The sequence below is a fragment of the Pseudoalteromonas sp. BSi20429 genome, from assembly GCF_000238895.1.
Taxonomy (GTDB): Bacteria; Pseudomonadota; Gammaproteobacteria; order Enterobacterales; family Alteromonadaceae; genus Pseudoalteromonas; species Pseudoalteromonas arctica.
Genome location: NZ_BADV01000062.1, coordinates 17,627 through 39,986, shown reverse-complemented (window position 1 = coordinate 39,986; position 22,360 = coordinate 17,627). Strand labels below are relative to the sequence as shown.

General features: G+C 39.6%; 17 protein-coding genes. 9 read left to right on the top strand and 8 right to left on the bottom strand.

From position 1 onward, the window contains the following. Positions 1-957 precede the first annotated feature (957 nt). The 5 genes from mnmE to rpmH form a co-directional block, all read right to left on the bottom strand. Positions 958-2,322, bottom strand: coding sequence for a tRNA uridine-5-carboxymethylaminomethyl(34) synthesis GTPase MnmE (gene mnmE, locus P20429_RS07660; protein ID WP_007584209.1), 1,365 nt, complete (start codon positions 2,320-2,322; stop codon positions 958-960). Positions 2,323-2,457: 135 nt separating this feature from the next. Beyond that, positions 2,458-4,095, bottom strand: a complete 1,638-nt coding sequence (yidC, locus tag P20429_RS07665; protein WP_007584207.1) for a membrane protein insertase YidC — start codon at positions 4,093-4,095, stop codon at positions 2,458-2,460. 8 nt (positions 4,096-4,103) lie between these two features. Then, the gene (yidD, locus tag P20429_RS07670; RefSeq protein ID WP_007584205.1) at positions 4,104-4,379 is read right to left on the bottom strand and encodes a membrane protein insertion efficiency factor YidD; all 276 of its coding nucleotides are present in this window, start codon (positions 4,377-4,379) and stop codon (positions 4,104-4,106) included. Between the two features lie 129 nt (positions 4,380-4,508). After that, positions 4,509-4,931 carry a ribonuclease P protein component gene (gene rnpA, locus P20429_RS07675; RefSeq protein ID WP_007584204.1) on the bottom strand — a complete coding sequence of 141 codons (423 nt, stop codon included), beginning with the start codon at positions 4,929-4,931 and terminating at the stop codon, positions 4,509-4,511. A 7-nt stretch (positions 4,932-4,938) separates the two neighbouring features. Then, on the bottom strand, positions 4,939-5,073 hold the full coding sequence (gene rpmH, locus P20429_RS07680; RefSeq protein ID WP_004335215.1) for a 50S ribosomal protein L34: 135 nt from the start codon (positions 5,071-5,073) through the stop codon (positions 4,939-4,941). 518 nt (positions 5,074-5,591) lie between these two features. Here rpmH and dnaA point away from each other — a divergent pair. The 8 genes from dnaA to P20429_RS07720 all read left to right on the top strand — a co-directional run bounded on the left by dnaA (position 5,592) and on the right by P20429_RS07720 (position 16,130). Further along, on the top strand, positions 5,592-6,980 hold the full coding sequence (dnaA, locus tag P20429_RS07685; RefSeq protein WP_007584203.1) for a chromosomal replication initiator protein DnaA: 1,389 nt from the start codon (positions 5,592-5,594) through the stop codon (positions 6,978-6,980). 13 nt (positions 6,981-6,993) lie between these two features. Next, positions 6,994-8,097, top strand: coding sequence for a DNA polymerase III subunit beta (gene dnaN / locus P20429_RS07690; RefSeq protein WP_007584201.1), 1,104 nt, complete (start codon positions 6,994-6,996; stop codon positions 8,095-8,097). A 15-nt stretch (positions 8,098-8,112) separates the two neighbouring features. Next, positions 8,113-9,207: a DNA replication/repair protein RecF gene (recF, locus tag P20429_RS07695; protein ID WP_007584199.1), complete on the top strand. Its 1,095-nt coding sequence runs from the start codon at positions 8,113-8,115 to the stop codon at positions 9,205-9,207. Positions 9,208-9,219: 12 nt separating this feature from the next. Then, positions 9,220-11,646 (top strand): DNA topoisomerase (ATP-hydrolyzing) subunit B, encoded by a 2,427-nt coding sequence (gene gyrB / locus P20429_RS07700; RefSeq protein WP_008172005.1) that lies wholly within the window; start codon positions 9,220-9,222, stop codon positions 11,644-11,646. 142 nt (positions 11,647-11,788) lie between these two features. Then, complete coding sequence (gene glyQ / locus P20429_RS07705; RefSeq protein WP_007584197.1) at positions 11,789-12,691, top strand: glycine--tRNA ligase subunit alpha; 903 nt, start codon at positions 11,789-11,791, stop codon at positions 12,689-12,691. 2 nt (positions 12,692-12,693) lie between these two features. Beyond that, positions 12,694-14,763 (top strand): glycine--tRNA ligase subunit beta, encoded by a 2,070-nt coding sequence (gene glyS, locus P20429_RS07710; RefSeq protein WP_007584196.1) that lies wholly within the window; start codon positions 12,694-12,696, stop codon positions 14,761-14,763. A gap of 75 nt (positions 14,764-14,838) precedes the next feature. Further along, complete coding sequence (locus P20429_RS07715) at positions 14,839-15,288, top strand: hypothetical protein (protein WP_007584195.1); 450 nt, start codon at positions 14,839-14,841, stop codon at positions 15,286-15,288. Between the two features lie 317 nt (positions 15,289-15,605). Then, on the top strand, positions 15,606-16,130 hold the full coding sequence (locus P20429_RS07720; RefSeq protein ID WP_007584194.1) for a transposase: 525 nt from the start codon (positions 15,606-15,608) through the stop codon (positions 16,128-16,130). Positions 16,131-16,192: 62 nt separating this feature from the next. On the opposite strand, the gene tusA is transcribed toward P20429_RS07720, so the two are convergent. The 3 genes from tusA to fadB form a co-directional block, all read right to left on the bottom strand. Further along, entirely contained in the window at positions 16,193-16,432 is a 240-nt protein-coding gene (gene tusA / locus P20429_RS07725) for a sulfurtransferase TusA (protein ID WP_007377644.1), read from the bottom strand. Between the two features lie 316 nt (positions 16,433-16,748). Then, the gene (gene fadA / locus P20429_RS07730) at positions 16,749-17,918 is read right to left on the bottom strand and encodes an acetyl-CoA C-acyltransferase FadA (protein WP_007584192.1); all 1,170 of its coding nucleotides are present in this window, start codon (positions 17,916-17,918) and stop codon (positions 16,749-16,751) included. Positions 17,919-17,922: 4 nt separating this feature from the next. Beyond that, positions 17,923-20,082, bottom strand: a complete 2,160-nt coding sequence (fadB, locus tag P20429_RS07735) for a fatty acid oxidation complex subunit alpha FadB (RefSeq protein WP_007584190.1) — start codon at positions 20,080-20,082, stop codon at positions 17,923-17,925. Between the two features lie 192 nt (positions 20,083-20,274). Here fadB and P20429_RS07740 point away from each other — a divergent pair, with 192 nt between their 5' ends. Continuing rightward, on the top strand, positions 20,275-22,161 hold the full coding sequence (locus P20429_RS07740) for a transglycosylase SLT domain-containing protein (protein WP_007584188.1): 1,887 nt from the start codon (positions 20,275-20,277) through the stop codon (positions 22,159-22,161). The last annotated feature ends 199 nt before the right edge of the window (positions 22,162-22,360 follow it).

Sequence of the window (22,360 nt, the reverse complement as noted above, 5' to 3'; positions counted from 1 at the left end):
GTTTAACAAATTATCTTTAAATGTAATCTTCTGATCAAGTTGTTGATAACAGTGGGGAAAGCTCTGCTTAAACTGTTTTTTTAGGTTGTTTTATATTCGCTAAGTTATTGATATTACTTGTCAGTAAAAAATTAAATTGTAAATATCCCAATTAAAAATACATGTTGATCATAATGTGGATATAAAGCCTGTTGATAACCTTAAATTTAGATCGAAAATAATTTTTAAAAATGATCTAATAAAGCAGATCTAATGAAATTAATTAAAAATAAGTTCATAAATAGATAAATTACAATTGATCATGAGGTTTTTGCGACTGATTTACCTAGTTTTGGTATTTATTTGAGCTGAAAATTAGGTGTTGTGGATAAGTGATCTCGGTATTTTTAATTTTATGCGAATTTAGAGCTGCTATTTTTATTAATTTTGCTGGTGGAGTAAGCAGATCAAAAGTTTTGAATACTTAGCAGTTGAGTTATTTTATTTAAAAATCACAGTGATCATCAAATTATATGTTGTCAAAAGTAAGCTTTTTAGAGTACTAATGAGTGTTTTTTAGCTCTTTAATTGAGCGAATAGCATCATTTTTTGCGTGTATGGGGTGTGTTTTAGTGCATTTTTGTGAGCTAAAGTAAGTATAAGGAAGCCATTTATAACTACTTTTTGTATGACATATAACGCTATTAAAGCGTGCGGTTGTTTGAAAAGGCATCGGTTTTAGCCTTAATAATAGGTGTAATTTGTGCTATTAATTCCCCCAATGAGCACTCTCAGTATTGCCTACTCTATATAATCTGACCTCTCTTAGCACGTAACAAAGGTAGTTTTGGATATGATTTTATTGGCAGTAATTTGCAGGCATCAGGTGTATAAATACATATTTTACAGCAGAATATTTTACATAAAAAAAGAGCACCTAAGTGCTCTTATAATAAAAATATATCTGTAATAGGGTGTTTATTTACCAATACAAAACGAGCTAAATATTTTGCCAAGTAAGTCGTCTGAGGTAAATTCACCGGTTATTTCATTCAAATACTGCTGTGTTAAACGCAGTTCTTCAGCGAGTATTTCACCAGCAATGTGCATTTCTAACTGTGTTTTACCCGTTTCTAAATGATACGCAGCACTTTCTAGTGCATCCAAATGACGACGGCGCGCCATAAAGCCACCTTCTGTTGCACCTTGAAAGCCTATACAAGCTTTTAAATGCTCGCGAACAAGTTCAATACCGTCAGCATTTTTAGCACTTAAGCTGATGACCGGGTATTGTTGCTCTTGCTCCATTCCGACTATGTCGCCCGATAAATCAGCTTTATTTCTGATGACCGTAACCCCCATACCTTCTGGTAATTTTGCCATAAATTCAGGCCAAATTTTGTGCGGGTCAGTATCTATAGTGTCAGTGCCATCAAGCATAAATAAAACGCGGTCGGCTTGGTTTATTTCATCCCATGCACGCTCAATACCTATTTGTTCTACTCTGTCTGGGCTTTCGCGTAGGCCTGCTGTATCTATAATATGCAGTGGCATACCATCTATATGTATATGCTCTCGTAGTACGTCGCGAGTGGTACCGGCTATTTCTGTTACGATTGCGGCTTCACGACCGGCTAGAGCGTTAAGCAGGCTTGATTTACCCGCATTAGGGCGACCTGCAATAACAACACGCATACCTTCGCGCATGATGCTACCTTGCTTGGCTTGGTTGGTTACAGTGTTAAGCTGAGTAATAATCGCGTCTAAGTCGCCTGACACTTTACCATCTGATAAAAAATCAATTTCTTCATCAGGAAAATCTATTGCCGCTTCTACATACATACGTAAGTGAATTACTTTTTCTACGAGTGTTTCTATGTGCTTAGAAAATTCACCTTGGAGAGACTGTAGGGCGCTTTTAGCGGCTTGCTCGCTAGTGGCATTAATTAAGTCGGCGATGGCTTCTGCTTGTGTTAAATCAAGCTTGTCATTCATAAATGCGCGCTCAGAAAACTCACCAGGCTTTGCTAAACGAACGCCCTCTATTTTACTAATTTCTTTAAGTAACATATCCAGTACTACAGGACCGCCGTGGCCTTGTAATTCAAGTACGTCTTCACCAGTAAATGAGTTAGGACCTGCAAAGTAAATGGCAATACCTTGATCAAGTTGCTCGCCAGCAAGGCTTTTAAATGGCACATAATCGGCGTAGCGAACTTTAGGTATTTTACCTACTACTTTTTCGGCGACACTTTTAGCAAGGCTACCTGAAACGCGAATAATACCAACACCACCACGTCCAGGTGCTGTTGCTTGTGCTGCAATTGTATCTTGATTGATCATGCTATTAATTTGCCAACGATGAGTAACTTTATGCCCGTATTGTAACCTATCGATTTATTTGTAGCGAATAGCTGTGGTGAAAAACAGGCAATAAAAAAGGCGACCGAAGTCGCCTTTATATAAGTAGGAGCTTAGTTAGCCTCTTACTTTAATTCCTTTCTTTTCCATGCCACGGTAGATGATTAACATCTGGACAATAGAAATAAGGTTAGACACTAACCAGTAAAGAACTAAACCAGATGGGAACCATAAGAAGAATACAGAGAAGATAACCGGCATAAAGGTCATCATTTTTTGCTGCATTGGATCAGTAACCGTCATAGGTTGTAGCTTTTGCGTTACAAACATACTCGCACCAAATAATATTGGCAATACGTAGTACGGGTCTTTCGCAGAAAGGTCAGTTAACCAAAAAATGAATTCAGCATGGCGAAGTTCAGTAGACTCTAAGAATACGTAGAACAAGGCTAAGAAAATTGGCATTTGTAGCAAAATAGGGAAACAGCCACCCATTGGGTTAACTTTTTCTTTTTTGTACATTTCCATAGTTGCTTGGCCGAACTTTTGACGGTCATCACCAAACTTTTCTTTAAGGGCTGCCATTTTAGGCTGTAGGGCACGCATTTTTGCCATTGAAGTGTATTGCGCTTTAGTAAGTGGGTACATTAACGATTTAACGATAATAGTGATGGCAATAATTGCTACACCCCAGTTACCTAAAATGCTGTGTAGCCATTTTAGCAATACAAATAAAGGTTGCGAGATAAAAAATAACCAACCGTAATCTACGGTTAGGTCTAGGTCTGGGTGAATCGCTTCAAGAATATCTGACTCTTTCGGGCCCATATAATAAGTAGCAGTTAGTATTTGCTCACTACCAGCTTGAATATTTACAGCGGGATCTTTAGCACCAATAATAGCGGCATTACTTTTTGTAATTAAGCTATAAAGTGTATTTGATTGATCCTGCATTGGAACCCAAGCACTTACAAAGTAATGTTGAATAAAGGCAACGTAACCACCTTGTGTGCTTTTATTTAGGTTTTTATCAGCCATATCTGAAAAACTATACTTTTCGTATTTTTCTTCATCAGTACCGTATGCAGCACCTAAATAGTTTTGATCAACCATGCTACCTTTTTCTTGTACGGTACGCTTAATTTGCGTGTATAGCTGTACTTGAAGAGGTGCGCTGGTAGTGTTGTTAATTTTGTATTCTAGGCCTACGTCATACTGACCTTTTTTGAATACATACGTTTTAGTAAAACTAACACCATTACTATCAGTAAACTGAAGTGGAACGCGAAGCTCATCACCCGTTAAGGTATATGATTTTTGTTCGGTACTATAAGTAGGGCGACCATTAGCTGATCCGTCAGGGCCATTTAAACCAATTAAGCCACTTTGTGAAAAGTATTGTTTGCCACCATCAAGCTGACCAAGAAGCATATAAGGCGTGTCACTGCCTTTTGTCTCTTCGTATTGAAGAAGGTCTGTTTCAACAATGTCACCGCCTTTGGTGTCAATTTTAACTTTAAAAACGTCAGTTGTAATTTCAATAACTGAACGCTTAGCTAAAGTTGCTGAAGCAGGGAACTCTGAATCTGACGATGAAGGAATATAATCATCCGACTCTGGTGAATTTGCTTGTAGTGTTTGTGTTGTGGCACTTGGATCGACTTTAGGCTTGTTGTAATCATTATCCCATTCTTGGAACAATAAAAACGACACTAGCATTAGGCCAATTAATAAAAACGTGCGTTGCGATTCCATAACAGCTCTTATTTCTCGTGTTGGTGGTTAATATGGGTTAATTTTTCAGGAACGGGGTCGTCTCCGCCTGAATGTAAAGGATGGCATTTTAATATGCGTTTTAAAGCTAACCAACTACCTTTTACCAATCCATGCAATTTAATTGCTTGAATAGCATAACTAGAACAGGTTGGATTAAAACGACAATGCGGACCTAACAGCGGGCTAATCCACTTTTGATAACCGCGGATAAATAACACTAAACAAAAAGTTGGTAAAGCAACAAGTGGTTTAAGTAACCTCATGATGTTTATGCCCCTACTTAAGTTTAGTGAGATAGATATCATGTATTTAAAGACTCAATTAGAAAATTTAAATGCATGATTAAAAGGTGAGCTAAAGATACATTAATTAACCCTGCAATTCTATTGCAATTAGGTTTGTTTGTTAGATTTAGCTGATTTGTTTGGGCGTTTCTTAAAAGGTGGCGGTTTAGGTGCACCTGGTTTACAGCGTTCGTTAATTTTTCGCCATAATTTAGTAAGTTGTTTGGTTATTTCTTCATTAGACTGCTCATCAATACCATTTTTAACCATAAGCACAATATCAATATTATCGATGCTGTGTTGATTTAAACGAAAACTTTCGCGAGCGAGACGTTTAATACGGTTTCGTTGGCATGCCTTTTTTACACGTTTTTTAGCAACAGTAAGACCTAACCGAGGTTTTTCTTGGTCATTTGGTTTAGCTAATAGAGTAAAGAAAGGAGTTGCAGCCCGAGCGGGTTCATTAAATATGCGAGAGTAATGCGAGGGAGTTAACAGACGTAACTCCCTGCCAAAGCTAAAGTCTTCCACTTATAAATTAAGCAGAAAGAACTTTGCGGCCTTTAGCGCGGCGACGTGCTAATACTTTACGGCCATTTACAGTTGCCATGCGAGCACGGAAGCCGTGTGCACGTTTGCGTTTTAAAACGCTAGGTTGAAAAGTTCTTTTCATAACAATCTCATCCGATCGGTTAAAGTTAAAACATCCTATACAGGTCGCGATCCTGGCATAGGTGCCATTGCGAGCGCGAGATATTATAGAGTAAGTAATGTAAAGTCAATCATAATTACGTTAAGGGTATATAACCCACCTACTACTATATAAGAGATCATATAAGGCGATCTGTTAGGATCATCATAAATAAGAAGTTTTCCACAGCCCCTGTATAAAAAGTGAATAAAAGCGGGGGAAAAGTAAATTGGATCGTAAATTTGGTTCGCGATCTTGGTGTTATTTTGTTATGATCTCCTCTCAGGATCTAAAATAAAAACTGTTTTAAATCAGCTTGTTAATGATTTTATACATCGATATCAACAATTTTATAAAAATCAATCTTTTACTTGTGGATAAAGTGTCTTCATAATACGCGGTCTTGGGTCGCTTATTGGACCATTTGAACGCAATAAATGTATGATTTACAATCATTAATGATGTGCGGGAATAAAAATTATATCTCTGGGAGTTTAACTGTGTATCTGTCGGTTTGGCAAAGTTGTTTATATGTATTGCAAGATGAGCTGCCTTCGCAGCAATTCAGTATGTGGGTAAGACCGCTACAAGCAGAAAGTACCGAAGATACCTTGACGATTTATGCACCTAATCGCTTTGTGCTTGATTGGGTGAGAGAAAAGTACCTAAATAGAATTAACGAATTACTAGTAGAGATTTGTGGTGTTGAAGCACCAAAACTACGTTTTGATGTAGGTAGTAAACCTTTATTAAATGCACAAGCTGCACCGGTTATAGAAACTCAATCGGCACCAAGTGCACACTCTTCAGCAAAACAACAGCCTCGCGAGCAAAAGCCAGTTGTTGAACCTGCACCTAAGTCAGGTTACAAATCTAACATTAAAGAAAACTATACTTTTGATAGCTTTGTTGAAGGTAAATCAAACCAATTAGCAAAAGCTGCGGCCACACAAGTTGCCGACAATCCTGGCTCTGCTTTTAACCCTGTATTTATATACGGTGGCACTGGTTTAGGTAAAACTCACTTATTACATGCAGTAGGTAATGGCATTATGGCAAATAAGCCAGATGCTAAAATTGTTTACATGCATTCAGAACGCTTTGTTCAAGACATGGTAAAGGCACTTCAAAATAATGCGATAGAAGAATTTAAGCGTTATTACCGTAGTGTTGATGCATTAATGATTGATGATATTCAATTTTTTGCTAACAAAGAGCGTTCACAAGAAGAATTTTTTCATACCTTTAATGCATTGCTTGAAGGCAACCAACAAATTATTTTAACCTCTGACCGTTACCCTAAAGAGATTGAAGGCGTTGAAGACAGGCTAAAATCACGTTTTGGTTGGGGATTAACAATTGCGATTGAGCCACCAGAGCTTGAAACACGCGTTGCTATTTTAATGAAAAAAGCCCAGCAAAGTAAGATTAACTTACCACACGAAGTTGCTTTTTTTATTGCCAAAAAATTACGTTCAAATGTTCGTGAGTTAGAGGGTGCACTTAACCGTGTAATCGCTAATGCGAACTTTACCGGTCGTCCTATTTCAATCGATTTTGTAAAAGAAGCGCTACGCGATTTACTTGCCTTGCAAGATAAACTGGTTACCATAGACAATATTCAGCGCACTGTTGCTGAGTACTATCGAATTCGTATATCAGACCTCTTATCTAAGCGCCGCAGCCGCTCTATAGCGAGGCCGCGCCAAGTAGCTATGGCGTTATCTAAAGAATTAACTAATCACAGCTTACCTGAGATTGGTGACGCATTTGGTGGACGCGATCATACGACCGTATTACATGCATGTCGTAAGATAAAATCACTACGTGACGAAAGCCACGAAATTAAAGAAGATTACCAAAACTTAATAAGAACATTGTCATCTTAGGGCTGACTTTATTATGCAAATAACAATATCAAGACAACAATTTTTAAAGCCATTGGTGCAAGTGTCGGGCGCAATAGAGCGCAAACACACGTTGCCAATTTTATCTAACGTTTTGTTAGTGGTAGAAAACGGACAACTTTCAATGACGGGTACTGACCTTGAAATTGAACTAGTTTCTGGCGTATTTGTAGGTGATGATATTGCCGATACAAAACTAACGTTACCCGCTAAAAAGTTACTCGATATTTGTAAAAGTCTACCAGATGGTTCAGACATTACTTTAAGCTTGCAAGAGCATCAATTACTTTTGACCAGTGGTAAAAGCCGTTTTTCATTAACGACTTTATCGGCTGATGATTTTCCTAACTTAGAAGAGTGGGACGGAGAGGTTGAATTTCAACTAACTCGTTTAGAGCTTCGTAAGTTACTCGAAAGCACGCATTTTTCGATGGCAAATCAAGACGTACGTTATTACTTAAATGGTATGTCGTTTGAAGTAGATAATACCGACATAAAAACAGTAGCAACAGATGGTCACCGTTTAGCCATAGCGCAAAAGCAATTAACGCAATCGCTTAATACGCAGCGCCAGCTAATTATACCTCGCAAAGGTGTGCAAGAAATTATGCGCCTTATGGTAGCTGACGATGAATTGGTAACAATTCAGTTTGGTGCTAACCATATCCGTATTATCGATATTGAGTTTACATTCACAAGTAAACTGGTTGATGGGCGTTTTCCAGATTACCGTCGTGTATTACCACGTGGTGGCGACAAAGTAATTACAGCTAACCGAGAATGGTTACGTAATGCGTTCCAACGAGTGTCTATTTTATCTAATGAAAAGTTTCGTGGTGTACGCTTAAACTTATCAAATGGTTTATTAAAAATTACGGCCAACAATCCAGAGCAAGAACAAGCTGAAGAAGTTGTTGAAGTAAGTTACGAAGGTGCCGACCTAGAAATAGGGTTTAACGTGTCTTACGTATTAGACGTACTAAACACATTAAAAACAGAAGACGTACTATTTACATTAGCCGACTCAAACAGCAGTGCATTAATTGAAGGTGTAGGCGATGAAGAAGCAATGTACGTTGTTATGCCTATGCGTTTATAAGACTATAAATACATAATGAGCTTAAGTCATTTGAGCCTCAAATATTTTCGTAATATTGAGGCGCTGACGCTAGAACCAGTTAACGGCGTTAATATAATATATGGTGAAAATGGCAGCGGAAAAACCAGCCTTTTAGAGGCTATTTATTACCTTTCTCACGGCAAATCTTTTCGTACTCCAAAACACAAAAGTATTATCGCGCATCAGCAAGAGCAGTTTGTAATTCACGGGCGCAAAACAATACACGACTTATCTATTCCAATTGGTATTAGTAAAACTCAAACGGGTGAAACTAATTTAAAAATTCAAGGTAAGGCGAGCCGTAAAATATCCGAACTAGCTCAACTCATGCCAGTGCAAATTATTACACCAGAGAGCTATTCTTTATTTTTTGGTGGGCCTAAAGAGCGCAGAAAGTTTTTAGATTTAGGTTTGTTCCACGTGGAACATGAGTTCTTTTTTTTATGGCAATCGTTTAATAAAGTACTTAAACAACGTAATGCATTGTTAAAAACTAAGCCCAAGAATTATTTTGACCAAATTAAGTTTTGGGACAAAGAATTTGTTAGACTGGCTGAAGAAATAAATAAATTAAGATTGGCGTATATAAGTAGGTTTAAGCAGCAGTTTTTTGATAAAATGTGTGCAGAATTAACGCTTGTACGTGATTTAGAAATGACCTTTAACGCAGGCTGGAAAGAGACCGAATCTCTTGCAGATGCGTTAGAGCAAAACTTTGAGCGAGATGCTCGCCAAGGGTTTACAAGTAAAGGCCCTCATAAGGCCGATTTTAGTTTTAGTGTCGCTGGCAGCAGCGTGGAGAATACATTCTCACGCGGTCAATTGAAGTTGCTATTATATGCGTTAAAAGTTACGCAAAATAGCTTAATTGAGTCAGAGACAGATAAGCAATCTATATTGCTAATAGATGATCTACCTTCAGAGTTAGGCGAAGATACAAAAGAGAAAGTGGGACAATTACTTGCTCACTGCAGTTCTCAAATTTTTATCTCTTCAATTTTGTCTGAAAGTATTTCTGCTGTGGTGGAACCCATGCAACGAGAACTACAAATGTTCCACGTGAAACATGGCAACCTAATAACAAGATAAGTGGGATTAACCATGTCTGAGAATTATGACTCGTCGAGTATTAAAGTACTTAAAGGATTAGACGCAGTAAGAAAGCGTCCTGGAATGTATATTGGGGACACCGATGATGGCACAGGCTTACACCACATGGTGTTTGAGGTCGTTGATAACTCGATCGATGAAGCCTTAGCAGGTCATTGTGATGATATTTATGTAACGATTCACTTAGACGGTTCTGTCTCAGTACGAGATAACGGTCGTGGTATTCCAACTTCTATCCATGAAGAAGAAGGCGTATCAGCAGCCGAAGTTATTATGACGGTACTTCATGCCGGTGGTAAGTTTGATGATAACTCTTATAAAGTATCTGGTGGCTTACACGGTGTTGGTGTTTCTGTTGTAAATGCACTTTCAGAAAAGCTAAAACTTACAGTTCGCCGTGAAGGTAAACTTCATGAGCAGTTTTACACTATGGGTGTTCCAGATGCACCTTTAGCTGTTATTGGTGAATCAGACACGACTGGTACAGAACTGCGTTTTTGGCCAAGTGGTGAAACATTCACAAACTTAGATTTTCATTACGAAATTTTAGCTAAGCGTTTACGCGAGCTTTCATTCCTAAATTCAGGTGTGAGCATCATTTTAAATGATGAACGTGAAGAAAATAAATCTGACCACTTTAAATACGAAGGCGGTATTCAAGCTTTCGTTGAATACTTAAACCGTAATAAAACACCTATACATAAAGGTGTATTCCATTTTACTCACGAACGTGAAGAAGATGGTATTAGCGTTGAAGTATCAATGCAGTGGAATGATGCATACCAAGAAAATATTTACTGTTTCACAAATAATATTCCACAACGTGATGGTGGTACTCACTTAGCCGGTTTTAGATCAGCGCTAACACGTACACTTAATAACTACATGGAAAAAGAAGGCTTTAACAAAAAAGCTAAAACAACCAGCAATGCTACCGGTGATGATGCCCGTGAAGGCTTAACGGCTGTTGTTAGTGTTAAAGTTCCTGATCCTAAGTTCTCATCGCAAACTAAAGACAAGCTTGTTTCAAGTGAAGTTAAGTCTGCAGTTGAACAAGCAATGGCTGAAAAATTCACTGAGTTTTTATTAGAAAACCCAACTGATGCCAAAATTGTTGTAGGTAAGATTATTGATGCCTCACGTGCTCGTGAAGCGGCGCGTAAAGCCCGTGAAATGACACGTCGTAAAGGTGCAATGGACTTAGCAGGCTTACCTGGTAAGCTAGCTGATTGCCAAGAAAAAGATCCTGCCCAATCTGAACTATATATAGTGGAAGGGGACTCTGCTGGCGGATCAGCCAAGCAGGGACGTAACCGTAAAAACCAAGCTATTCTTCCGCTTAAAGGTAAAATCTTAAACGTAGAAAAAGCACGTTTTGATAAAATGTTATCTTCACAAGAAGTAGCAACACTAATTACTGCATTAGGGTGTGGTATTGGTCGTGACGAATATAACCCTGAGAAATTACGTTACCACCGTATCATCATCATGACCGATGCGGACGTGGATGGTTCTCACATTCGTACGTTACTATTAACATTCTTCTATCGCCAAATGCCTGAAATTGTAGAACGCGGCTATATTTACATTGCTCAACCACCACTTTATAAAGTGAAAAAAGGTAAGCAAGAGCGTTATATTAAAGATGACCCTGCATTAGTTGAATACCTAACATCGCTTGCTCTTAATGGTGCAGCGTTGTATGCAAGTACAGATGCACCTGCTCTTGAAGGTGAAGCACTAGAAGAAATCGTTCACGATTATCAAAACACAGTTAAAGTAATTGAGCGTTTAAAGCGTAAATACCCTAACACGGTAATGGAACGCTTAATTTATCAAACAGAATTGAAAACTGATGACCTTTCAGATGAAGCTAAAGTAATTGCTTGGACTAAAGTGTTGGTTGACGACCTGATTGCACGTGATGAAGATGCGACTATTTTCCATGCTGGTACAGAGCATGATGCTGAGCGTAATATGTATTACCCGGTTGTGAATATTCGTCAGCACGGTGTAGATAAAGCACACGTACTTCATTATGACTTTATTGCGTCACGTGACTACCAACGCATTGCTGTGACTGGTACTAACATCGCAAACATCCTTAGCGAAGGTGCATATATTCAACGTGGTGAGAAAACAAAACCTGTTGATAACTTTGTGGATGCTTTGGAATGGTTGATCACAGAATCGAAGCGCGGGATCTATATTCAACGCTATAAAGGACTGGGCGAAATGAACCCAAGCCAGCTTTGGGAGACCACAATGGATCCTAGTGCTCGCCGTATGTTACAAGTAACGATCGAAGATGCTGTTGGCGCGGATCAATTATTTGCGACCTTAATGGGTGACCAAGTAGAGCCTCGTCGTGAGTTTATTGAAAAGAACGCACTACGTGTAGTTAACTTAGACGTGTAAAAAATATTGCTTACATAGAAAAAGGAGCCTAATGGCTCCTTTTTTATTTTCTTCAATTACACAAACTGCTTAAAACCTGAGTGTACACACGGTATACTAAGGGTAATTTTCACGCTACTTCTTAGATAGTAAAAAGCCAAATATGCAAAAATATGACGTAAAAACCTTTCAAGGTTTGATCCTGGCTTTACAGGATTATTGGGCGCAGCAAGGCTGTGTCATTATTCAACCACTTGATATGGAAGTGGGCGCAGGGACATTTCACCCGCAAACTTTTTTAAAGTCTATTGGTCCAGAGCCAATGGCGAGTGCATACGTGCAACCGTGTCGTCGTCCTACCGATGGTCGCTACGGTGAAAATCCAAATCGCTTACAACACTACTACCAATTTCAGGTAGTTTTAAAGCCATCGCCAGATAACATCCAAGAGCTTTATTTAGGCTCTTTAGCGGCTATGGGTATCGATACACTAACTCACGAAGTTCGCTTTGTAGAAGACAACTGGGAATCACCTACGTTAGGTGCGTGGGGCCTAGGTTGGGAAATTTGGTTAAACGGCATGGAAGTAACGCAGTTTACCTACTTCCAACAAGTTGGTGGTATTGAGTGTTCACCAGTAACGGGTGAGATCACTTACGGCCTAGAGCGTTTAGCAATGTACATTCAAGGCGTAGATAGTATTTACGACTTAGTATGGGCAGACGGTCCACTAGGGCGCGTAACCTACGGCGACGTGTTCCATCAAAATGAAGTAGAGCAGTCTACTTACAATTTTGAACACGCAAACGTAGAAGACTTATTTGCTCAGTTTGATAAATGTGAAGCAGAGAGCCAAAAGTTAATTGAAGCAAACTTACCACTACCGGCTTACGAGCAAGTAATGAAAGCATCGCACGCATTTAACTTATTAGACGCACGCCACGCAATTTCGGTAACCGAACGTCAACGTTATATTTTACGCGTTCGTGCGTTATCAAAAGCGTGTGCACAAAGTTACTATGACAAACGCGAAGCGCTTGGTTTCCCGCTGTGTAAGGATAAGTAAGTATGTCAGCACAAAATTTATTAGTAGAAATTGGCACTGAAGAGTTGCCTCCAAAAGCACTGCGTAAATTAGCAGAAGCCTTTGCTGCAAACCTAACTGCAGAGCTAGAAACACTAGAGTTAGCGCATCAAGGCGTAAGCTGGTATGCATCGCCTCGTCGTTTAGGTTTACAAGTAAAAGCGCTTGAAGCTAAGCAACAAGACAAAGAAGTTGAAAAACGCGGCCCAGCAACTAAAGCCGCATTTGACGGTGACGGTAACCCAACAAAAGCAGCAATGGGTTGGGCACGTGGTTGTGGTATTGAAGTAAAAGACGCACAAACACTCGAAACAGACAAAGGCGCATGGTTATTGCACATTGCTAAAGTAGCAGGGCAAGAAACTAAAACGCTAATGACAGGTGCAATTACTAAAGCGTTGGCTAAATTACCAATTCCTAAACCAATGCGTTGGGGCGCGAATAAAACACAATTTATTCGCCCTGTGCATACGGTAACTATTTTGTTTGGTGATGAGTTACTTGAAGGTGAGATCCTTGGTAAGAAAATAACTAACCAGCTTCAGGGTCATCGTTTTCACCACCCAGAAAAAATTAGTATAAACCATGCAGATGACGTTTTTGACGTACTTAAATCTGCTTACGTTATTGCTGATTACGAACAACGTAAAGCGCAAATTCGTACACAAATAGAAGAAGCTGCAAAAGCAGTTAACGCTATTGTTGCTATGGATGAAGATTTACTAGAAGAAGTAACATCACTTGTAGAGTGGCCAGTTACTTTAACGGCAACATTTGAAGAAGCATTTTTAGATGTACCAGCCGAAGCGTTAATCTATACCATGAAAGACGATCAAAAATACTTCCCGTTATTAGATCAAAACGGCAAACTTTTAAATAAATTTTTGTTTGTATCTAACATAGAAAGTAAAGATCCAAGTGTGGTTATTTCTGGTAACGAAAAAGTAGTGCGCCCGCGTTTAGCCGATGCACAGTTCTTCTTTGAAACAGATAAAAAGAAAACTCTAGAAAGCCGATTAGAATCGCTTGATAGCGTATTGTTCCAAAAGCAACTTGGTACGCTTAAAGATAAGTCTCAGCGTATTAGTGAACTTGCGGGTTACATTGCTGAGCAATTAGGTGCTGATAAAGACCTAGCACAGCGTGCAGGCTTATTAAGTAAAACTGACCTAATGACTGAAATGGTAATGGAATTTACCGACGTGCAAGGTGTAATGGGGATGCATTACGCTCGCCACGATGGTGAAGCCGAAGATGTAGCCGTAGCGCAAAACGAGCAGTACATGCCACGCTTTGCAGGCGACAACTTACCTACAAACTTAATTAGCTGTGCAGTAGCTATTGCTGATAAGTTTGATACGCTGGTGGGTATTTTTGGTATAGGCCAGGCACCTAAAGGTGACAAAGACCCATTTGCTCTTCGTCGTGCTGCTATTGGTGCACTTCGCATTATGGTAGAAAAAGAACTACCACTTGATATTTTAGACCTAGTAGCTAAATCGCAAACATTGTTTGGCGACAAGTTAACTAACTTAAATGTATCAACTGACGTATTTGAATTTATGCTAGGACGCTTCCGTGCTTGGTATCAAGACGAAGGTATTGAAGTAGACGTAATTCAAGCAGTGCTTGCACGTCGTCCGACTAAACCTGTTGATTTTGATCGCCGTGTTAAAGCCGTAAGCCACTTCCGTACATTAGACGCAGCAGAAGCGCTTGCAGCAGCTAATAAGCGTGTAGGTAATATTCTGGCTAAAAACGACATTACCAGCCAAGGTAGTGTTGATGAGAGCTTATTAAGCGACGACGCTGAAAAAGTATTAGCATCACAAGTAGCAAAATTTGCCACTGACCTTGCACCACTTTACGCAGATGGAAACTACCAAGAAGCATTAAGCCAATTGGCAGGTATTCGCGAAAGTGTTGATAACTTTTTTGACAACGTAATGGTTATGGCCGACGATGAAGCTGTTAAGCAAAATCGTCTTGCGCTGCTAAGCCAGTTAAGCGGATTGTTTTTAGGTATTGCAGATATTTCTGTTTTACAAAAATAACACCGATTAACAATTTTAAAAGCCAGCGTTTTGCTGGCTTTTTAGTTTTCACTGTATGCAAAGGAAACCCCATTGATGATTTCTATGAAACAAATTTTAACCTTAGCAATTGCTGGTTTACTTACTGCCTGTACAAGCCAAATTTCGATTAACGATGTATTACCTCAGCAAGAGCTTGATCGCACAATTTACTTACGTGGCGACTTTACACTGTGGGATGCAGAACCCCAGTATCAGTTTGCACCAGTTGGCCCTGCGCTTTATCAAGCAGAAGTGAAATTTTCGACGCCTGGTAAAGTGTACGAATTTAAAATAGCCGATGTCGATTTTAGTGAAGGTTACAACTGTGGTTACAGCGACGCACAACCAGCAGGGCAAAGCCTAACACTCGGCCAACCAGCTGTCGCAGACTGTAATACTATTTATAACTACTTTAGTTTCACACCAGCAATAAAAGGCACATACATAGTAAGTATTGATTACAGTGACTACGACAAGCCACAAGTGACGATAACGAAGAAGTGATAGCTGTATTTTTAAAGCAGCCCGAGTGAATTAATGGATTTGTGACAAGGACGTTGTAGTGTTTATTCAGCATTAACACCAAGGGGATTTCGTAGGTTGGGTAGAGTGAAGCGAAACCCAACATGTGTGACGAATAAAGCTATTTTGGTGGTTATTAAATAGGTTGGGTTTCGTAAAACTCAACCCAACCTATGCAAGAAACAAGTTTTATAAGTATGCAACAATGTCGTGGATAAGTTTGACTTAAACTTGCCTTGATTATAATTAACAAAACTAATCTATACTCCTATTTATCTGTTTATTTTATAGGTAAAAATATGCGTTATAAACGTATGCTAGAGGCGGGCGCATGTTATTTTTTTACGGTAAATTTGGAAGATAGATCTCAGCCTTTGCTCGTGGAAAATATAGAGTTATTACGTCGTGTATATTCAAAGGTGGCAAAAAAGCATCCAATAAAGACGATTGCAATCGTTATCATGCCCGATCACCTTCATGTTATTTGGCAATTACCAAAAGATGATAATAATTACGCAATGCGTTGGCGGCTAATAAAATCAGGCTTTTCTCGAGAGCTGCCAGCAACAGAATTTTGTAATAAAAGTCGAATAGCGAAGGGAGAGCGCGGGATTTGGCAGCGTCGTTATTGGGAACATAAAATTAGAGATGAAGAAGACTTAAATAACCATATTAATTATATCCACTACAACCCTGTGAAACATAAATATGTTTCTAAAGTCAGTAATTGGCCTTTTTCGAGTTTTCATCGATATGTCAAAGATTCAAAATTACCGAGTAACTGGGGGAGTGATAATAAGTTAAACGATATATACGATGAGTGAAATTATTTCGATTATTATAAGATACGTTGGGTTTCGTAAAACTCAACCCAACCTACATCAGTTTATAAACCTTTCTTTACCACATACCTATACGGTGCTTCTTCTGCATCTTTAGCCACCAGCGTGTGATCCATAAACGTACAAAAACTCGGAATGTCGCGAGTGGTTGATGGGTCATCTGCGGTTATTAATAACGTTTCACCATCACTCATTTTACGAATAGCAGCACGTACCATCATTACTGGCTCTGGGCAGCGAAGGCCTATGGCATCTAATTGGTGATCGGGATTATCAAAGCTCATAATAAATTGACCTGTTTAATTAAAGTGATTGCTGCGTACGCGAGTGCTTAAGTATAGCAATTAATAAGTTTGGGAGTTTAACGCAATTTTAAGTGTAATTTAACTATTTTACTTATCTTAATATACCCATTTTATTTGAAACTTTATTGCTGCAAAACACGTTATTTAATAATACGCCCGATCACATAATTCCGTAGTACTACATACTGGTGTTATAGCTGATAATTTTCACTTAATTAAAGCTAATAAAAAAGGCGAACTGAATAAAATCAGTCCGCCTTTTTAATCACCAAGATGGTTTACATGCTCAAACTAATTAGTCTTGAACACGTTCAAATACAGTGGCAATGCCTTGGCCTAAACCAATACACATAGTTGCTAAACCGTATCGTACATTTTTGTCTTCCATTAAGTGAATAAGCGATGTGCTAATACGCGAACCCGAACAACCCAGAGGGTGACCAAGTGCGATTGCGCCGCCATTTAAATTCACTTTTTCGTCAACAACATCCATTAACCCTAAATCTTTCATTACAGGTAATGATTGTGCTGCAAAGGCTTCGTTAAGTTCTACTACGCCTAGGTCATCAATTGTAATACCGGCTTGAGCAAGTGCTTTTTTACTTGCTGGTACTGGGCCGTAACCCATAATTGATGGATCGCAACCAGCGACTGCCATTGCTTTAATGCGCGCACGAATTGGTAAGCCAAGTTCTTTTGCTTTTTCTTCGCTCATTACTAACATTGCAGATGCGCCGTCAGAAAGTGCAGAAGACGTACCGGCTGTTACCGTGCCCGATGCAGGATTAAATACAGGGCGAAGCTTTGATAGGCCTTCTACTGTTGTTTCTGGGCGAATTACTTCGTCGTCTTCAACTAAGATAAGCGAACCATCTGCTGCGTGACCTTCCATTGCTAAAATTTCGCGACGGAAACGGCCTTCAACAGTTGCAGCTTGTGCACGTTGATGTGAGCGATAAGCAAATTCATCTTGTTGCTCACGGCTAATGCCATGAAGCGTTGCAAGGTATTCTGCTGTTAAACCCATTGAGCCCGATGCTTGCGCAATCGTTGTTGCAAGGCCTGGGTGAAAGTCGTTGCCGTGAGTCATAGGTACGTGACCCATGTGCTCAACACCACCAATTAGGTAAGTGTCGCCAGCGCCTGTCATTATTGCGCGTGCAGCGTCATGCAATGCTTGCATTGACGATCCACATAAACGGTTAACCGTTACAGCAGGTACGCTGTGTGGGATACCGGCAAGTAATGCTGCGTTACGTGCTACGTTAAAGCCTTGCTCTAATGTTTGCTGTACACAACCCCAATAAATATCGTCAATTGATGCTGGATCAACTGCTGGGTTGCGATCAAGTAAGCCTTTCATTAAATGTGCGCTTAAGTCTTCAGCACGTTTATGTTTGAATACACCACTTTTAGAGCGACCCATTGGTGTGCGGATACAATCTACAATTACTGGATTATTCATGATATTAACCTTCCACCTTATAGAAAACACGACCTTCTTCGGCCCACTTGCGAGTTTGCTCAGATACTTGGTAAATCGCACCTAGGTGAGCGTATTTGTCTGCTGCTGCAACAAAGTTAGCTAAACCAGTTTGATCTAAGTAACGGAACGCGCCGCCTCTAAATGGAGGGAAACCAACACCGTAAACTAATGCCATATCTGCTTCTTGCGGAGAGGCAACAATGCCTTCTTGCAAACACAGTAGCACTTCGTTAATCATTGGAATCATACAACGGTCGATGATTTCTTGTTTATCAAATTCTTTTGGTGCGTCTGTAATTGGGCTTAGTAGCTCAACTGCTGTCTCGTCATGAGACTTTTTAAGACGACCGCGACGATCTGTTTCGTATTTGTAAAAACCGGCTTTGTTCTTTTGACCAAAACGTTTTTCGTTGGCAAAAATAGTCACAGGGTCTTTATCAGCACGCGCCATACGCTCAGGGAAACCGTCAGCCATTACGCCAGTACAATGGAATGCTGTATCAATACCTACAACATCAAGTAAGTAAGCCGGACCCATAGGCCAGCCAAATACGTTTTCCATTACTTTATCTACTTTTGCAAAGTTAGCGCCTTCAACCACTAATTTGCTAAAACCTGCAAAGTAAGGGAATAAAACACGGTTTACAAAAAAGCCTGGGCAATCGTTAACAACAATTGGCGATTTACCTAATTTAAGTGCGTAATCAACGACTGCATTAATTGTTTTATCTGAGGTTTTTGCGCCACGGATAATTTCTACTAATGGCATTTTTGGCACAGGGTTGAAAAAGTGCATACCACAAAAGTTTTCTGGCTTATCTAGCGCTTGTGCTAGTAAATCAATACAAATAGTTGATGTGTTTGAAGTAAGTACCGTACCTTCTGGCATGGTCTTTTCAAGATCAGCGAGTACTGCTTGCTTAACTTTAGGGTTTTCTACAACGGCTTCAACAATAATGTTGGCACTTTGTAGGTCTGACGCGTTAAGTGTTGGCTTAATTTTGCTAAGTGTTGCCAACATTTTTTCCATTGGCATGTGGCCACGCTTAACTTTTGCACCTAATAACTTAGACGCTTCACCCATACCTAAATCAAGCGCATCTTGTTGGATGTCTTTCATTATAATAGGTGTGCCTTTATAAGCAGACTGGTATGCAATACCGCCACCCATAATACCAGCCCCTAATACAGCGGCTTGTTTAATTTCTACATCGCTTTGTTTAGCAAATTTACGTGCTTTACCTTTAATGTATTGGTCAGCTAGGAATATACCTGTCTGTGCAGCTGCTTCAGGTGTACGTGCTAATTTAGCAAAGTTAGCGTTTTCGATTGCCATTGCTTCATCGCGAGTACAGTTTGCCGCTGCTTTAATAGTACGTACAGCCATAACCGGTGCAGGATAGTGGCCTTTGGTTTTACCCATTACCATACCTTCTGCCATAGCAAAGCTCATGCCTTGCTCAACACGGTTTAATTTAAGTGGCTGTAGTTTTACGTTACGTTTTGCTTGCCAATCTAGCTTGCCAGCAATCGCCAGTTCAAGTGTTGATACACTTGACTCTAAAAGTTTGTCAGCACTAACTACCGCGTCAAACGCACCTACTTTAAGGGCATCTGCTGCGCGGTTTTCTGCGCCTGAGGTAATCCACATCATCGCGTTATCGGCGCCAATGATACGTGGTAAGCGCACTGTGCCACCAAAACCAGGCATTATGCCAAGTTTAACTTCTGGTAGGCCCATTTTAGCTGTTTCGCTTGCCACGCGATAATCGGTAGCAAGTGCCCACTCACAACCACCGCCAAGTGCCATACCATTTATAGCGCTTAGAGTTGGGAATGGTAAATCTTCGATTGCATCAAAAACGTCGGTTGCGTTTTTGATCCACACTACTAATTCTTCTTCAGGTTTAGTAAATGTAGGTAAAAATTCGAAGATATCGGCACCAATAATAAAGTGGTCTTTATCACTGGTAAAAATCATGCCTTTGATATCAGTATTGGCAGCTAATTCTTTTAATGCTGCTGCGCAATCTGAAAGAGTTTTTTGAGATAATGTGTTTACAGAACCTGCAACACAAAACTTAAACTCGGCGATGTTTTCCTTTAGGAAGCTAACTTCAAAGGAATCGCTTTTATATAACATTATTATTCTCCCTAGTTGACGAACTAAGACTGGTACGATGAGTTTGCATTTCAATCAGTGTGCTTGCTTTAAATTAAAAATGCAACGAAAAATTTAACTCGGTTACAATCGACTGGTTAAAATATAGCTGGTTTGGTGCTAAGGTGGTTGAAAAGTTTTTATTCACTACTTTAATTTTTATTAAAGGACATTATGAAAAAATATTTACTAAGTGTTGCGGCAGCTGCATTCATTTTCCCTCTTCACTCTGCCGAGGCAAGTATCGATAACGATGCCTTTTTAGATGCCGAAAAAAAAGTAAGGTACGGAAGTTACCAAGACTTTAAACAAGCGGTTAGTAACCTAAATCATCCGTTAAAACCGTATGTTGAAAAAACATATTGGCAACGTCACCCGAGTATTAAGCATCAGGCAGAGATAGAAGACTATTTAAATATATATCAGCATACACCGCTTGAGTGGCCTGTGCGCAAAGCGTGGTTGGAGTATTTAAAAGAGAACAATGAAAAAGCGGCGTATATACGCAACTACCGTGAAACGTCTAATACTGGGCTTACCTGTACTTATTTAGATTTTCAGCTCGACTTGGGCGCGCCTGAAAAGGCGATTCTAAATCAGGTGACCGACTTATGGGCCGTTGGTAAATCGCAACCTAATGGCTGTGATAGTTTGTTTTCTACGTGGCGTAAAAAAGGCTACATGAAAGAAGAAACGGTTTGGAAGCGTGTAACACTTGCTGCACAAGGCGGGACGCAAAGCTTATTACCTTACTTAAAAACTTTATTGCCAAGTAAGGATCGTTACTTAGCTGACTTATATTTAAAAGTGCGAAAAGATCCAAGCACGGCAGCTGGATTATATCGATATAAAAACAAGTCGGCTAAAGAAGGCCAAATAGCAATTTATGGTGTTAAGCGTTTGGTTTGGCGCGATAAAGAGCTTGCTTTAAAAGCATGGGAAAAACTAGAAAAAATATTTAAGTATAGTGATGAAGATAAAGCTGACGTGTATTACACCTTTGCGTTGTCACTTGCTTCAAGCGGGCATAAGCAAGCGAGCTTTTGGCTAAATAAAGTGCCGAAAGAGCGATTAGACAGCAAGCTTATTCAATGGCAACTGGGCAATATGCTCAAAACCCAAGATTGGGAAGGGATTGCTGCGTTTTTTACAGGAAAAGAGGATTTAAGCCTTGGCCAGCAATATTGGTTAGCTTATAGCTATGCTAAACGTGGCGAGCAACAAAAAGCAGACGATATTTGGAAAAAAGTAGCGGCTAATCGTGATTATTACGGCTTTTTAGCAGCAGCACGTTTAGGTTTGCCCGTTGATTTAAATAATCAACCTTTAGCAGTCGATAAGGTGCTTGTAGATAAAGTAAGTAATGCACCTGGCTTTAAGCGTGCAAAAGCACTTTATGATATTGAGCGCTTTACGTCGGCGCGCCGTGAGTGGAATTATTTAACGGATACGTCTAGCGATGAAGAAAAGCTAGCAGCATCACAACTATCTACCGATTTAGGTTGGCACGACAGTACTATTTTTACTTTAGCAAAAATTAAAGCGTGGGATAACGTAGAGCAACGTTTTCCGTTTGCGTTTCAAGATGTTTTTGAGCGCTACAGTAAACGTAGCAAGATAGATGTTGCCTGGAGTATTGCTATTGCAAGGCGCGAAAGCTCTTTTGCACCAGATGCACGCTCGCATGCTAATGCACGTGGTTTAATGCAGTTATTACCTAGTACTGCTGAGTATGTAAACAAAGGCAGTGTGACAAGTAGTCGTTTATATCAACCTAAAACAAATATTAGGTTAGGTACTAGTTACTTACAGTACTTAAAAAAGAAAAACCATGGCAATGAGGTGCTGGCTACGGCTTCTTATAATGCGGGTTATCACCGTATAAAGCGTTGGTTACCTGATGACGCTATTCCGGCTGAGTTATGGGTAGAGCTTATTCCGTATCGCGAAACCCGCGATTACGTAAAAAATGTATTTGCGTACAGGCAGGTTTACCATACAAGAATGGGCCGAGAAGGTAATGTATTAGCGCCGCTACTCGAAATGAAAATGGGCGGTTGAATATATGATACCAATCGACCAATCGACCAATAACTTAACACGATAGGTATTAATAAGGGGGATGTTTACATGTTAAATATTCCCCTTTTTTGAGCGCTGAGGGTAATACCAATTTTATTAAAAACATGATCATTCTAGCGTATTAAATAACTCAATAACTGCGTTAAAAATTATTTATATAGAACAACTATGTATCATA